The organism is Sulfuricurvum sp., assembly GCF_028710345.1.
Taxonomy (GTDB): domain Bacteria; phylum Campylobacterota; class Campylobacteria; order Campylobacterales; family Sulfurimonadaceae; genus Sulfuricurvum.
This window is the reverse complement of the sequence record NZ_JAQTUH010000003.1, coordinates 260,767-275,770: the sequence shown is the minus strand read 5'-3', so window position 1 is coordinate 275,770 and position 15,004 is coordinate 260,767. Positions and strand designations below refer to the sequence as shown.

Here is a 15,004-nt window from a genome sequence, read left to right as displayed (position 1 = left end):
GGCTAGAAAATGGAACAATTTTTAGAAAAAGCAAAATCGGCGAGTCGTCTCCTTGCAACAATGAGTGGAAGTGAACGTAACCGTGTTTTACGAGAAATGGCACAAAGTTTACGTGCCAATACGATGAATATTATTGAAATCAATGCAATCGATATGCAACGTGCCGAAGAGGAAAATCTCCCTTCTTCACTCAAAGATCGATTGATGCTCGATGAAAAACGGATTGAAGCGATGGCGGTTGCCATCGAAGAGATTGCGGCACTTAAAGATCCTGTAGGACGGGTGATTGAGGGGTGGGTCACCGAAGCGGGACTCAAAATCGAGAAAGTGAGCATCCCTATCGGAATGATAGGAATTATCTATGAATCGCGCCCGAATGTTACCTCCGACACGGCGGCATTGTGTTTTAAAAGCTCTAACGGATGTGTCCTCAAAGGGGGGAAAGAGGCTGAGCAATCCAATAAAATCATTGCCGATATCCTACAGCAGGTTTTGGTTCGAAATAATCTTCCCAAAGAACTGATTTCATTGTTGCCGGATGCCTCACGTGAGGGGGTTGCAAAACTGATTAAAATGGATAAATATGTCGATTTGATTGTCCCTCGTGGAGGCGAAGCATTAATCCAGTTTGTGAGTAAAAATGCGAGTATACCCGTTGTCAAGCACGATAAAGGGCAATGTCATCTCTATGTCGATAAAGATGCTAATATCGACGATGCTCTACGTATTGCGATCAATGCTAAAGTACAACGTCCATCAGCGTGTAATTCGATTGAGACACTATTGGTTGATAGTGCGATTGCCGATACCGTTTTGCCTCTTTTTAAAGAGGTGTTTGATAAAGAGGAGACACTGCTAAAAGGGTGTGACCAAACCCGTGCGGTTATTAGTATCGCAGAGGCTAGTGAGATTGATTATGATACCGAATATGGGGAAAATATCTTGAATATTCGTGTTGTTGATGGTGTTGATGGGGCGATTGAACATATTGTCCGTTTTGGGTCTGCCCACTCTGAGTCAATTATTACCGAAAACATTACAACGGCGGAGATTTTTATGAATAGTATCGATTCTTCTACCTTGTATGTCAATGCCTCTACCCGTTTTACCGATGGTGGGATGTTTGGATTTGGGGCTGAAGTGGGGATTAGTACCAGTAAACTTCACGCCAGAGGACCGATGGGGATTGAAGGACTGACCACTTATAAATATAAAGTCTACGGCAAAGGTCAAATTCGTTGAGAGTTTTAGAGATCAGCAATCTCTCGTTTGGATACACCAAAGAGAAGATGGTTTTCGACGATTTCTCTCTAATCCTTAATAAAGGGGAGATAAAAGCGATAGTCGGACCCAGCGGTGTTGGAAAATCAACCCTCTTTGAACTTATCTTGGGACGATTAAAACCCAATCTCGGAAGTATAACTGCTCTTAATCTTTCTCAAGTTTTTCAAGACCCCTACAGCTCTTTTCACCCCACCTATACGATTCGTGAACAAATAAGGGATGTGGTCTCTATGGAGGGGTATGAGAGATTAATGGATACAATGGGGCTTGAAGAGGGATATCTAGATGTATTACCGCACAAACTCTCCGGTGGACAGCTTCAGCGATGTTCTATTTTACGCTCACTATTAATGAAGCCGAAATTATTATTGCTCGATGAGCCGACTTCGGCATTGGATAATCAAAATCAGCTTGAGATTATGAAATTGATTGTAGAACATTTAGAGGATATGGGGATTTTGATTATTACGCATGATGATTCTTTAGCGCAGTGGTGCGCCGATGAAATTATACAGCTTTCATAAAAAGGAATAAGCATGGAATATAAAGAATTTTTACCTGTCATTGCATTTGTAATTGTATTAATTATAAAAAATTTACTTGATTTACGGATAATGCCATTGTTCGTACAATACTTTTGGTGGTTTTCTGCACGGAATTTTTTACGTATTAAAACTGAAACAATAGCGGGACAGTGGGAACAACATTGGGAGAGTGGAGGCAGTACAACATTTGTTGAATCAACAGGTCGGCATGGACATCCTATAATCAAACAATGGGCACATTATTGTTATACGGAAACGGTTGCAAATCAAAAAGTATATGTTGTATTTGGAAAGATTGTAGGGGAGTTTTTTATTGGCGATTGGTATGATAAGGATGATCTAAGAGGTTATTTTGGTACATTTCAACTGCATATAAAAGATTCCAAAACGATGGAAGGTAAATGGATGGGTCATTCTAAAACAGAGATGACGATACGATGCGATGATTGGGTATGGAAGAAATTATAATTTCTTCCATTTTAGATCATAGAAAAATTTACTTATTTATACTCTCTTATTACTTTTCTGCATAAACCTAAGCTTCAAAATATATAATACATACTAATTCATTTTAACAATTATGTTTAAAAAAGGGATATGTATGACTTTCTGGCACCTACAAATGCATCCAAATGATCCATCTTTTGATAAAGAAATCGAAATAATTGAACAAAAAGGGGTTATAGGTTTAGGTGAGTGGTCGGATGGCAAAAATGTAATACACCAGTTTATCCATCAAATGCAAATTGGTGATATCGTACTTGTTCGTCATGGAAAACAATCTCTAGCACTTGTTGAAATAACTGGTGAGGCTACTTTTAGAGAAAAAAATGATATTCATTTAGATTGGTTTGAACACCGTAGAACTGTTAAGCCTTTACTGTTGTTTAAAGAAGAATATGAAGCTTTTCCAGGTGCTGGGACAGGAACATTAAATAAATTAGTTCGTTCAACAACCAAAACCTATCGATATATCGAACAGCTTTATCAGCGATTTTCGACGAAAAGTGCTAACCCTCTTAATCATGAATATTTGCTTCAAGACTCCTATCTCAATGGACATGCTGGTTTTATCACTGCAATTGTGACTACAGAGCAATATATTATTTCTGCTTCAAATGATGAAACGATACGACTATGGGATAAGGTGACAAAAAAAGAGGTTGCTACACTACAAGGGCATAAAAACTATATTGTTGCATTGGTGATTGTGGATGAAAATACTCTTGCCAGCGCAGATGAAGTCAGAATAAAATTGTGGGATCTCACCACGCATGAATGTATTGCTACTTTGGAAGGGGATTATTTTATCACATCACTAATCCTTGTTAATTCAAATATTCTTGCCAGTGGTTCCTATTCTCCGTTCATTCAATTATGGGATTTGACAACATATCAATGTATTGTTACCCTAAAAGGGCATAGCGATGGGATTCGATCATTAGCTCTTGTAGATGTAAACACTCTTGCCAGTGCATCAGATGATAAAACTATCAAACTTTGGGATTTATCTACCCAAAATTGTATTGTTACACTTGAAGGGAATGCTAGTAATGTTACATCTTTAGTCCTTATGGATAAAAATACTCTTGTAAGTGGTTCGCTTGAAAAAATCAAATTTTGGGACTTAGTCACATACGATTGTACCATGACCCTTAATGGAAATATTAGCTCACCCACAGCATTGGCTGTTGTGGATATAAACACTCTTGCTATAAGTTCAGGTGATACTATTAAGCTTTGGGATATCACTCAACAATCATATATTGCTCTTCAAGGGCATTCTAATTCTGTTACATCATTAGCTCTTATGGGGAAAAATACATTAGTTAGTGGTTCGTATGATAAAAAAATCAAATTTTGGGATCTTACTACTTACAAGTGTATTGCAACTATTAAAGGGAATAACAAAATTATTTCATCATTTACTTTTGTAGATAAGAATACACTTGCCATTGTATTAGATCATACAAGCATCAAACTTTGGGATATAACTAGCCGTATATATAGTGCCACTCTTGAGGGACATACTAAATCAATATCATCATTGGTCCTTGTAGACAAAAACACGCTTGCAAGTAGTTCGTATGATAATACTATTAAACTCTGGAATCTTACTAGTCATAAGTGCAATGTTACACTTGAAGGGCATACCAACGTAGTTTCATCATTAGCTCTTGTAGACAAAAACACACTTGCAAGTAGTTCGTATGATAATACTATTAAACTTTGGGATATTACCACTGGAAAGTGTATTACACTTGAGGGACATACTAGTTCAGTTACATCATTAGTCCTTGTTGATACAAATACTCTTGTAAGTAGTTCACATGATAAAACAATCAAATTTTGGGATATTTCTACTCATGAGTGCATTGCTACGATTGAAAGTCAGAACAGCTTTCTTGTTTCATTAACCCTTATCGATTCAAATACGCTTGCCAGTAGTAGTCCAAGTGATCAAACAATCAAACTATGGGATATTCGCGATAAGAACAATATTGAAGCTTTGGGAGAAATAAAACGAAAAAATAGAAATATATCGTATCACGATAACTTGTTATGGGTTGATGATGGTAACGGTACCATCAGTGCGCTAGATATAAGTGATAAAACAACTCCGAAGAATCGTGAAGTCTACAATGTCTCTTCAACTGTGAGTGCTCTACTGTATATGAATAATTTATTGGTATTTGCAACACAAGCAGGAGACTTTTATGTAGAGAAGATAGAACAAAATCGTTTTCAATCAACAAAACCAAATGTAGAAAATCGGTTTTATATTAAAACATTGTTGCTTGGGGACAGTGGAGTAGGGAAAACGTCATTAGGGCATTGGTGTGAGTATAAAACACATGACGATATGATCCATTCTACGCATGGGATGCGTTTTTTTGAATCAGATCTAAATGATAGAATTCCTATCACAATTCAGGGGAAAGAGGAAAAGCATCTATTTAGCTTCAATTTATGGGATTTCGGGGGACAACCGGAATATCAAATTGCGCATAAACAAAATTTTGATAAAACCCGTCTAATTTTTTTAGTAGTTGATCTTAGTCGTACGGATCATGATGATAATTCGATTTTGTTTTGGGTTAATAGTATCAAAGAACACTATGACAAAATGAACAAAGATCAGCTTGGTATTTTTGTTATAGGTACTAAAGGATCGGATAAACAAAAGCTTAAGACTATTACAGAACAGATTGAGGGTATGAGCAAAATATCCTATGTTAAACATTTTTTATGCGATGTGACACAAGAAAAGTTTGAAGACTCTGAACTTTATACAGAGATGCAAACTTATATAACTAACCAATTCAAACTAAAACATGATGCACTATTAGATAGTGATGGATTATTGGTTGTGCAGGAAGTCAAAAAATTACGAAAGCAAAAGTTCTATTTAGAAAACGCAGAGGAACTAAAACGTTCTTTGAAAGAAAATGATTCGCGCGAGAATAATAGTGTTGATGATGCTTTGGGAGTTATGGCAGATGATGGAATGATTGAAAAGTTGGATCATTATATTGTCCTTAGACCATACTGGAAAAATATTTTTGCAACTGCAATTTTACGTCATGCAGAGGAGAATCCAAAAGTTCATGCGAGTATTAGTAAACAGGCACTTTTTGAATATGCTTTTAAAGTTGAATTTGACAAATTACTTGATAGTGAGAAAAAGTCCTTAAAAGAGTATAAAAATTCTTTCCGATCCGATGCAGATATACACAAAGAAACGTTTGGCAATCGTTCTCATAATAACCTCAAAAAGCTCTTTATGAAAGAGTTAGTTAGAATATTTCTGGAAGACAAAATTTGCTACTTTAAAAATGGGATGTTTGTTTTTCCTTCCCGTTTTCATTATAAAAAATGGCAAGTTGATTCTAAAAAGTATTTTAAAGTTGGAAGTGTTGATTTAGTATCAACTAAAAATGTCGAGGTGACGATTAGCACAGTTGTTTGTTCACTTAATTACTGTGGTGAATATCAGATAGTTAAACACCTGAATAAAGGGGTTAAACTAAAAGATGCACATAATAATGAATATTTGGTTGAGTTTTCCCGTGAAGATATTATTGCAGATAAGAAAAACCAAGCATCGACTTCAATAATTGTATACGCAAAAAATAATGTTGAAGAAAGTAATCAGCATTTGTTAGCAAATATCAAAAGTATTTTGAAACACAGTTTAGAATCTATGTATGAATATCAAACTTTTGATTTGTATAAAAAGGATAATATACATATTGGCAGTGTCTCATTAACGACCAAGGGAACAATTACTTCGGAAGACATAATTCAAACAACGGAAGAGTATGTATTAACAAAAAGATCATCCTCAAATGGTGCTACCGATATTAGATTTATTCAAAAAATTCAAGAAGAGATTGAAAAAACGATCAAAGGTTTTGATGAAAAAATAGAGAAGTTTTTTGAAAGTAAAAATAATAAAACTAAGCTCAATATTCTACATTTAAGTGATCTGCATTTTGATGAAAAATGTATTATTGAAAATGAAATTACTTATTTGATAGAGGATGCTAAACGTCTTAATAGTTTTGAAAATGAAAAAAGCTTACAAGAGTTCGACTATATTATTTTGAGTGGGGATTTATCTGCTTCGGGAAGCGCTAATGAGTTTAGTAAAGTTGCACAGTTTGTATCACGTTTGATTGACCTTTGCGATATAGATGCCGAAAGAGTTTTGATCGTTCCTGGTAATCATGATTACAGTCGAGAGATAACACATGGAGCTTATCAGATTAGAAATTTTGATGCTTTAAAGTTTCGCGAAAAGAAAGATTTTAAAATAAATGATCGAATTTATTTAGAGCGTGACGATGAAAAATGGAAAAATAAATTTAAGTACTTTAGTGAAAGGCTTTATGAAACAATTTATCATGAACCGTTTAATACAGATTCGACAAAACAAATAAAAGTGATGCAAGATGATAAGCTAGCTTTTGTTTTGATGAATACATCTACACATATTGACCATTTTACACCTCTGCAAGTGAGTTTTGAAGTAGATTCTTTTATTAATGTGCAAAAGCAAATTGATAAAGGAAAATCTAAAATTGTGATTGGGCATCATCCGTTATCATTTGAACACAATTATGATTTTATTAATAACCTTCACCAATTTGATTATAAAGCATATATTCATGGGCATGTCCATCGTAATAATCTTATATCATTTCAAGATGTAATAGCAAGTACACAAAGAGTATTGCAGATTGGATCAGGTATCTTCTATGCAACCAATCCTAAGAGTATGATTCCAGGGGTTCCGTTACGTTATAACGTAATTATCATTGATATAGAAACAAAAAATATTTCTGTGGAAACAAGAGAACGAGAAAAACATACAATACATTGGAGGCCTGCTTGTTTGTATCCTCAAGAGGATGGGTCAATGAGCTGTATGTATGAGAATAAGCAATAATCTCTTTGGAGGGTGTGTCGATGAGATTATTAGTTTAGCCACGATTTAAAGAAATAATATCCAGAAGCTGCCATCAATACTGTACCGAATGTATTGAGTGCCATATTAAGTGCTGCCATCATGATATGACCTCCACTGAGCAACAAAAAAGTCTCCATGGCAAAAGTAGAATAGGTGGTTAACCCCCCTAGAAATCCTGTTGTGAGAAACGATTTCATATGGACACTAAAGAGCGTAGTATAGGTAAAATAGGCGAGAAGTGCACCGATAATAAAACTACCGAGCAGATTGACCGACATAGTCCCAAAGGGGAGGGTATGGGGGAGATGGTGATTAACTACACCATTTAAATAGGCGCGTAGCACTGCTCCTAAAAAAGCACCGCTACCGATTGCGAGGATGGTTTGCAAACTCATCATCATACACCTTTTGCATTTTTAGTTGCGTATTAGTGAGCCAATCGGGATCACTTTTATCGGCAACAAACGATTCTAAAAAAATAGCAGTAACGGTGCCCGGTGAGAAGTTCATTTGTTTGTTGCTAAAATAGGATGCTGTTGCGATGAAAACGATTGGCTGAACTCTGAGGGCATATTTATCGGCCACCATTTTAGCACCCGCTTTGAATGGTTTCATAGTACCGCTTTCACTGCGTGTACCTTCTGGAAAGATTGTGATAACACGATTCTCATCAAGTCGATCTTTGCAATCTTTCATCATTTTAATAAGGGCAGTTTTACTTTCACGCTCGACCGCTATATCATTTGGGAGGCGTAGAACCAATCCGAAAAATGGGACATGAAAAAGTTCTTGTTTGGCAACCCACGCTAAATCATGAGAAGTGATAGTCTCCATAACACCGATATCAATATCACTTTGATGGTTAATAAGGAACATTTGAGTTCCTTCATCGCACTCACCTTTGACCTTGATCGGAGAAAAGATAAAGAGGCGTATAAACCATGATGAGAGCTTAACGGCGTAAGGTTTAGGGAGAAGATAAAAGGTGACGATCATAATCGTCATCCCCGTAAAAATAATGATTACGGCATAGAGCCATTTAATGCGAGCAAAGATCGTTTTCATGAACCCACCCTAAAGTATTATCATCAAGATGAACTTTTTTGAACTCTCCCACGGTATTTTCAACTTCAAAACTCTCTTCTTGGGTGGTCGTTTTAAATACGGTTCCATTTTTGATCGGCAAAAGATGGACGGGGGCATTTTTCTTAACACAGATGTTATTGTTTGGTAGTAATGCAAATACAAAATAAAAAAGAGGCAATACCGAGGCGATAAGATACCATTTTTGTCGTTTCCAATAATAAAGGGCAATCATTAGCACACCGGCAATAGCAGAGGCACCTATTTTAATCTCTGTATGGCGTGAATCTGTCGGTGAGAGGTCACTTTGAGTTGATACGGTATCATCATCAACGACAATAGGGATACTAATCGATTCATAACGGTTCTTTTGAAGATTGAATATGGAAAATTCTAACGTTTGATCACTATTAGGGATAACTGCATAATAGGTCATTGTTGATTCATCAACATTGGGTGTTTTAGATTCAAAGCCTTGTTTTATAGCATTAACAAGCGAAAAAGTAGCGATATTACATCGTGTTGCTTTTACGGTAAAAACAACAATATTACTCTCTTGATTGTATGCGGTTGTTTTGTAGGCTATGACCTTAAAGGAGTTTGCTAAAACATTAGCGTATGTTGATGGGGGATTAAGGCCGGATGCATTAAGTGAGGTACCGATTAATGGCTCGGACACGGCACCGCTAGCCGAAACGGTTGCGGTAATATCAGGGAGCCTAATAGTGCTATCTTGAACGAGAAAATAAAAGGTATCGTAGACTCCATCGTTTTTTACAACACGTTGTGGCGTCTGACTAAAAATACGGATACCTGCTTCATTTTGAAGGGTATACTCAATATTTCCCGAAGCTACATCAGTAGGGGTGAGCTTGATCGTTAAGGGAAAAATTTCACCGATATAAAGTTCGGAAGGGGGCGGTGTTGTAGTGAGTATAACAGCGCTATTTTGCGGTGCAGCTTTAGAAAAGAGCTGATTAATACTCGCTTTTTCATCCGCAGTAGGATCTCTACCCTCTTCCGATTGAGGTGAGGCGGATTCTATCGGGGTGAGTACCGATGGCTCTGCAAATGCAATATGGGAGACGAGTAAAAGGAGGAGGGCTAACTGTTTCAAGCGGATAAAAAGCCCTCTAGCATCCGACGACCGTCATCACTTCCGAGTAATGTTTCCATTGCCCGTTCTGGATGTGGCATTAAACCAAATACATTCTTAGAACGGTTACAGATACCGGCAATGGAATCAACCGATCCATTTGGATTACTAACATACCCTTTTTCATCACAGTACTGCAACAAAACTTGTTGATTGGCGTAAAGCTCTTTAAGCCCTTCTTCATTAATATAGTAGTTACCGTCATGGTGTGCGATAGGGACATTTACAACATCACCCATTTCGCAATGGCGCAAGAAAGTATTCTCGTTGGAGATCACTTTAAGATGGTGATGGCGAGAGATAAAATGGAGCCCTTCGTTACGTTTAAGTGCACCGGGAAGAAGCCCAGTTTCGGTCAATACTTGAAAGCCGTTGCAGATACCGAGAACTTTCCCACCGTTATCTGCGAATACTTTGAGCGCTTTCATGATTGGAGACATTTTGGCAATAGCACCGCTACGGAGATAATCACCATAACTAAATCCACCGGCTACGACAACCAAATCGGTCCCCTCAGGGATAATATCTTCTTTGTGCCAAAGGATTTGTGTTTCACATCCTAATGCAGCAAATGCGTGTTGGGTATCGTACTCGCAGTTAGTCCCCGGAAACTGAACGATGCCGACTTTCACTTTTGTACTCATGCTTGAATCTCGATCTCATAATCTTCGATAACGGTGTTCGCTAAAAGTTCTTCACACATGTGAGCTACTTTTTCTTTAGCCGTTGCTATATCTGACTCATCCATTTCAATAATGATTTGTTTTCCGACGCGAACATCGCGAACACTTTCAAAACCGTGACCGCTGAGTGCGTGTTGTACTGCTTTACCTTGAGAATCCAAAACGCCGTTTTTCAAAAATACATTAACTATTGCTTTCATCTGATTACCCCATTATTCTTTTTAAAACTTCTTCATAGGCTACTTTGAGCCCCCCGAGTCCTTGACGGAAGCGGTCTTTATCCATTTTTTCTCCGGTTTCTAGATCCCAAAAACGGCAATTATCGGGACTAATCTCATCGGCGAGGATGATTTTACCATTTTCATCACGTCCGAATTCGAGTTTGAAATCAACAAGATTAAGCCCTTTTTCGGCAAAAAATGGACGGAGAATATCATTTACTTGACGAGCCATAGCGCGTAATTGATCGAGTTCCGCTTCATTTTTGACGAGTTCTAAAATCAAACAATGTTGATCGTTGAGTTTCGGATCACCGAGTGCGTCATTTTTGTAGTCAAATTCGACGAGGGTAAAGGGAAGAATAGTTCCGTCTTTAATACCAAGATTTTTACTAAGACTTCCGGTAGCGATATTACGGACGATTACTTCAATCATAATGATGTCCACTTTTTTACAAAGCATATTGGTATCATCAAGCATCTCAACAAAGTGAGACTCTACCCCGTTTTGTGCCAACATCTTAAAAAGTTCGGTTGAAATTTTATTATTCAATGCCCCCTTGCCGGCTTCGGAGTCTTTTTTTGCTCCGTTAAACGCAGTTAAATCATCCTTGAATTCAGCAATAACAAGATTGGCATCATCGGTGTTAAAAAGACGTTTCGCTTTCCCTTCGTAAATGAGTTCCCGTTTTTCCATGACTATTTTCCTTTTGTAATGATAAGTGCTTTGAGGATACCGACACCCTCTTTGAGTTGAATATCTTTAGTAAGTTGATCTTTGGTAATGGTGGTTTTGTTGCTTGCATTGCTCTCGGTAACATCCACCATCCCCTCTGTTTTTTCAAGCTCACTCTCAAGATGTTTTTTCAAGTCAGCCTCTTTGATATTGAAACCGTTTTCATGCTTTTTGATCTCTCCGGCATCTACTTCGACATCAGGGATGACACCAACAGCTTGTATAGTACGTCCGCTTGGGAGGTAGTATCGTGCAATGGTAAGTTTGATCGCTTCGGTATCGGTAATCGGCATGACCACTTGGACAGAACCTTTACCAAACGTTTTGGTTCCGACAATTACACCCCGTTTTAAATCTTGGATCGCCCCGCTGACGATTTCAGAGGCGCTCGCAGAACCTTCATTAACAAGTACAACTAACGGTACGTTGGTAACAGTTGCTTTTTTAGTTGCACTGTAGCTAATATCATCCGCTTTATTACGCCCTTTTTGGGAAACGATTACCCCTTCATCGACAAAAAGATCGGTCAGTTCAACCGCTTGATCGAGTAGTCCTCCCGGATTATTGCGGAGATCTAAAATAATCCCTTTTGTTTTTGCTGTATGTTTTTTGAGTGCGGCTCTAACATCGTTAGCAACTTTTTTATCAAAACTGGTAACTCGTATGTAGAGAATATTGTCATCGATAGTGCGTGCATAGACCGATTCGACGGTAATAATATCGCGAATAATGTGAAATTTGAGCGGTTCACCTGAACCTTTACGGACGATAGTAAGATCAATCGGTGTTTTTGGGGTTCCACGCATGATGGAAACAGCATCATCGATGTTCATGCTGAGAGTTGATTTATCATTGATTTTGAGGATAATATCACCCGCTTTAATCCCCGCTTTATCTGCCGGAGTCCCCTCAATAGGGGAGATAACGGTGAGGGCGTTATCACGCATTCCTACGGTTATCCCTAATCCGCCGAACTCACCATCGGTTTGACTTCTGAGAGAATCAAAACTTTTTTTATCCAAGAACGTGGAGTGAGCATCAAGATTAGAAAGTAACCCTTGAAGGGATTTATCGATAAGTTGATCCACTCCGAGCCCATCAACATTGTATTGCTCGACAATGCTAAGAACTTTGGTAAACTTGGCAAGAGATTGAAGCCGTGAAGCTTCGGCAGAGGCTTCAGATGGTAGCGGTTGAGTGTCACTTTTTGCAATGAGCGAAGTAGAAAGAGCAAACGAGAGCGTTATTGCACTCAAAAACCCAAATACCATCATTTTTTTATTTTTCATTTGTTATTTGCTTTCACATAAATAGTTGTGCAATTATAGTTAAAAGTTGATTAATAATCAATTGACGTGAATGGTTACATCCCCGATACGGATCACTTCACCTCTGGTGATTTTTGCACGTTTACGTGTTTCGAGTTCCCCGTTACGGTAAACATGCTCTTGCTCTATGAGCATTTTTGCTTGACCGCCGGAATCGACGAGGTCTAACACTTTTAATAATTTGTAGAGTTCGATGGTTTCATCGGTAAGGGTAAAGGTCATAATGTATCCAAAATAGTAAAATGAAAAACGATAAAAAGGGGTGTGTAGAGATGATTAAGAGACAAAGCCCAAAGAGGGGCCTTGAGCTTTAAATTACCAGCGAGGTTCGCGTGGAGGACGTGGAGCACGAGGACGTGCTTCATTTACACGGAGAGTACGTCCACCGAAATCGTTACCTTCAAGAGCAGTAATTGCTTTGTTTGCTTCATCAGAATTAACCATTTCAACAAAACCGAAACCACGGAAACGTCCTGTTTCTTTGTCGTTTACGAATTTTACTGAACTAACTTCACCGTATTGTCCGAAAAGATCTTTAAGATCGTTTTCATTTTTGCCGTAGGGAATATTCCCGACATAAATTTGTGTCACATTGTGCTCCGTGAGAAAAATCGAACTATAGCCTGCATAATCCTTAGACTTATTTTATCGCCTCCAATCTTAGGCTAATGTTAAAAAAGGTGAAAAAATCGTAAAATCACAAAGAATAATAGAAGGATAGTGTAATAAAAGATATTTTAAAAGGCGTTTCTTATTTCTCCTCAGTTATAATCGCGACTAAATAACCTCAATAAGAGAGTAGAGTCTTTCATGGTACAAGTTACAAAATTAACAATGCGCTTCGGCAGCCGAATTTTATTTGAGGGGATTAACCTCAAACTTGACCGTAACAAACGTTACGGGCTTATCGGTGCCAACGGTGCGGGAAAAACAACATTTTTAAAAATTCTTAGTGGTGAGATCAAAGAGTATGAGGGAGATATCTCCATTGAACCGGGTCTTAAAGTGGGAATTTTAGGACAAAATCAGTTTGCATTTGAAGATTTTACTATCGCTGATGCTGTATTATGGGGGAATAAACGTCTTTTTGATGCGATCAAAGAGAAAGAATATCTATACGCCAATGGTGATTTTGAGGACGATAAAACTAATGATCGTCTTGCTGAGCTGGAGATGATTTCGGTTGAAGAAGATCCAACTTATGAATACGATGTTCAAATCGCGAAAATTTTGGAGAATGTCGGGATTGCGGCTGAAAATCATCAAGATTTGATGTCGAGCCTCCCATCATCAGAAAAATTCAAAGTTTTGTTGGCGCAAGTCCTTTATCCGAAACCGGATGTTTTATTCCTCGATGAGCCTACCAATAACCTCGATATCGATACTATCGGATGGTTGGAACGTGAGCTTCAGCGCCACGAGGGGACATTGGTTATCATCTCGCATGACCGTCACTTTATCAATGCGGTTGTTACCAATATCCTCGACGTCGATTTTCAAAAAATCCGTGAATTTACTGGAACCTATGATGACTGGTATCTTGCATCGACGGTAATGGCGAATCAAGCACAGCTAGATCGGGATAAAAAAGTAAAAGAGAAAGAGCAACTCGAAGCGTTCGTTCGCCGTTTCTCCGCGAATGCATCAAAAGCGAAACAAGCAACCTCTCGTCAAAAACAGCTTGACAAATTAACCATCGAAGATATTAAGCCATCAAGCAGACGTGACCCGAGCATCGTTTTTAAAGCGAAACGCCAAATGGGGGATGAAGCTTTGCGTGTTGCGAATGTTTCTCATAGCTATGGTGATCTAGAAGTTTTACGTGATTTTGATATTTTGGTTGCTCCGGGGGAAAAAATTGCGGTTATCGGTGCCAATGGTGCTGGTAAATCAACTCTGTGCAAAATTCTCATGGAAGAGATGAAACCTACAGCCGGAAGTGTTACGTGGGGTGCAACGATTGAATACAGTTATTTCCCACAAGATACGACTGATAAAATCAAAGGCGATGGTACATTATACGATTGGCTTCGCGGGTTTGATCCAAAACGTGAAATCTCTGAGATTCGCAACTGTCTTGGACGTATGCTTTTCAATGGTGAACAGCAAGAGAAAAGTGTTGAGAAGATTTCAGGGGGAGAAAAACATCGTATGATGCTCTCTAAAATGATGCTAGAGGGGGGAAATTTTCTCGTTCTGGATGAGCCTACCAATCACCTCGACCTTGAAGCGATTATCGCGCTCGGTGAAGCGTTACTCGATTTTGAAGGGAATGTTATTTGTGTGAGCCATGACCGTGAGTTGCTCGATGCGTTTGCGGATCGTATTATTGAACTGCATCTCGATGGAACCTATATCGATTTCAAAGGTTCGTATGAAGAGTTTGCTGAAGCGAAAGCGAACGGAAGTTTATAATTTTATGTACTTTTCTTTTTAAAAAATAAAAGTACCAAAAGAAAAGCGCCCTCTCAACAAAATGCTGACGGTACGCGTTTGCG

General features: G+C 38.2%; 14 protein-coding genes. 5 read left to right on the top strand and 9 right to left on the bottom strand.

Annotated features, from left to right (window positions below; genetic code table 11):
* Positions 1-9 precede the first annotated feature (9 nt).
* From PHC76_RS06045 to PHC76_RS06030, 4 genes are all read left to right on the top strand, one after another.
* Positions 10-1,242, top strand: a complete 1,233-nt coding sequence (locus PHC76_RS06045; RefSeq protein ID WP_299972386.1) for a glutamate-5-semialdehyde dehydrogenase — start codon at positions 10-12, stop codon at positions 1,240-1,242.
* Positions 1,243-1,289: 47 nt separating this feature from the next.
* Positions 1,290-1,808, top strand: coding sequence for an ATP-binding cassette domain-containing protein (locus PHC76_RS06040; RefSeq protein ID WP_299972465.1), 519 nt, complete (start codon positions 1,290-1,292; stop codon positions 1,806-1,808).
* A gap of 12 nt (positions 1,809-1,820) precedes the next feature.
* Positions 1,821-2,297 (top strand): hypothetical protein, encoded by a 477-nt coding sequence (locus tag PHC76_RS06035; protein ID WP_299972388.1) that lies wholly within the window; start codon positions 1,821-1,823, stop codon positions 2,295-2,297.
* Between the two features lie 133 nt (positions 2,298-2,430).
* A complete protein-coding gene (locus PHC76_RS06030; RefSeq protein ID WP_299972389.1) occupies positions 2,431-7,281 on the top strand; it encodes a metallophosphoesterase in 4,851 nt (1,616 codons plus the stop codon).
* Between the two features lie 29 nt (positions 7,282-7,310).
* Here PHC76_RS06030 and crcB read toward each other — a convergent pair whose 3' ends face one another.
* The 9 genes from crcB to PHC76_RS05985 form a co-directional block, all read right to left on the bottom strand.
* Positions 7,311-7,697 carry a fluoride efflux transporter CrcB gene (gene crcB, locus PHC76_RS06025; RefSeq protein WP_299972391.1) on the bottom strand — a complete coding sequence of 129 codons (387 nt, stop codon included), beginning with the start codon at positions 7,695-7,697 and terminating at the stop codon, positions 7,311-7,313.
* Complete coding sequence (locus PHC76_RS06020; protein WP_299972393.1) at positions 7,666-8,367, bottom strand: 1-acyl-sn-glycerol-3-phosphate acyltransferase; 702 nt, start codon at positions 8,365-8,367, stop codon at positions 7,666-7,668. The genes crcB and PHC76_RS06020 overlap by 32 nt, the downstream gene beginning before the upstream one ends.
* A complete protein-coding gene (locus tag PHC76_RS06015; RefSeq protein WP_299972394.1) occupies positions 8,342-9,502 on the bottom strand; it encodes a hypothetical protein in 1,161 nt (386 codons plus the stop codon). The genes PHC76_RS06020 and PHC76_RS06015 overlap by 26 nt, the downstream gene beginning before the upstream one ends.
* A complete protein-coding gene (gene purQ / locus PHC76_RS06010) occupies positions 9,499-10,173 on the bottom strand; it encodes a phosphoribosylformylglycinamidine synthase subunit PurQ (RefSeq protein ID WP_299972467.1) in 675 nt (224 codons plus the stop codon). Before purQ ends, PHC76_RS06015 begins: the two co-directional genes overlap by 4 nt.
* Before the next feature lie 8 nt (positions 10,174-10,181).
* Entirely contained in the window at positions 10,182-10,424 is a 243-nt protein-coding gene (gene purS / locus PHC76_RS06005; RefSeq protein WP_300209860.1) for a phosphoribosylformylglycinamidine synthase subunit PurS, read from the bottom strand.
* 4 nt (positions 10,425-10,428) lie between these two features.
* Positions 10,429-11,139 (bottom strand): phosphoribosylaminoimidazolesuccinocarboxamide synthase, encoded by a 711-nt coding sequence (gene purC / locus PHC76_RS06000; protein ID WP_299972398.1) that lies wholly within the window; start codon positions 11,137-11,139, stop codon positions 10,429-10,431.
* A gap of 2 nt (positions 11,140-11,141) precedes the next feature.
* Positions 11,142-12,467 (bottom strand): S41 family peptidase, encoded by a 1,326-nt coding sequence (locus PHC76_RS05995; RefSeq protein ID WP_299972400.1) that lies wholly within the window; start codon positions 12,465-12,467, stop codon positions 11,142-11,144.
* Positions 12,468-12,524: 57 nt separating this feature from the next.
* Positions 12,525-12,728, bottom strand: a complete 204-nt coding sequence (locus PHC76_RS05990) for an RNA-binding S4 domain-containing protein (protein WP_299972402.1) — start codon at positions 12,726-12,728, stop codon at positions 12,525-12,527.
* Positions 12,729-12,821: 93 nt separating this feature from the next.
* The gene (locus tag PHC76_RS05985; RefSeq protein ID WP_299972404.1) at positions 12,822-13,097 is read right to left on the bottom strand and encodes an RNA-binding protein; all 276 of its coding nucleotides are present in this window, start codon (positions 13,095-13,097) and stop codon (positions 12,822-12,824) included.
* Between the two features lie 219 nt (positions 13,098-13,316).
* Here PHC76_RS05985 and PHC76_RS05980 point away from each other — a divergent pair, with 219 nt between their 5' ends.
* On the top strand, positions 13,317-14,921 hold the full coding sequence (locus PHC76_RS05980) for an ATP-binding cassette domain-containing protein (protein WP_299972406.1): 1,605 nt from the start codon (positions 13,317-13,319) through the stop codon (positions 14,919-14,921).
* Positions 14,922-15,004 lie beyond the last annotated feature (83 nt).

Bases quoted from the DNA above. Each gene is read 5' to 3' on its own strand.
- PHC76_RS06045 (WP_299972386.1), top strand. From the start codon at position 10: ATGGAACAATTTTTAGAAAAAGCAAAATCGGCGAGTCGTCTCCTTGCA.
- PHC76_RS06040 (WP_299972465.1), top strand. From the start codon at position 1,290: ATGGTTTTCGACGATTTCTCTCTAATCCTTAATAAAGGGGAGATAAAA.
- PHC76_RS06035 (WP_299972388.1), top strand. From the start codon at position 1,821: ATGGAATATAAAGAATTTTTACCTGTCATTGCATTTGTAATTGTATTA.
- PHC76_RS06030 (WP_299972389.1), top strand. From the start codon at position 2,431: ATGACTTTCTGGCACCTACAAATGCATCCAAATGATCCATCTTTTGAT.
- crcB (WP_299972391.1), bottom strand. From the start codon at position 7,697: ATGAGTTTGCAAACCATCCTCGCAATCGGTAGCGGTGCTTTTTTAGGA.
- PHC76_RS06020 (WP_299972393.1), bottom strand. From the start codon at position 8,367: ATGAAAACGATCTTTGCTCGCATTAAATGGCTCTATGCCGTAATCATT.
- purS (WP_300209860.1), bottom strand. From the start codon at position 10,424: ATGAAAGCAATAGTTAATGTATTTTTGAAAAACGGCGTTTTGGATTCT.
- purC (WP_299972398.1), bottom strand. From the start codon at position 11,139: ATGGAAAAACGGGAACTCATTTACGAAGGGAAAGCGAAACGTCTTTTT.
- PHC76_RS05995 (WP_299972400.1), bottom strand. From the start codon at position 12,467: ATGAAAAATAAAAAAATGATGGTATTTGGGTTTTTGAGTGCAATAACG.
- PHC76_RS05990 (WP_299972402.1), bottom strand. From the start codon at position 12,728: ATGACCTTTACCCTTACCGATGAAACCATCGAACTCTACAAATTATTA.
- PHC76_RS05980 (WP_299972406.1), top strand. From the start codon at position 13,317: ATGGTACAAGTTACAAAATTAACAATGCGCTTCGGCAGCCGAATTTTA.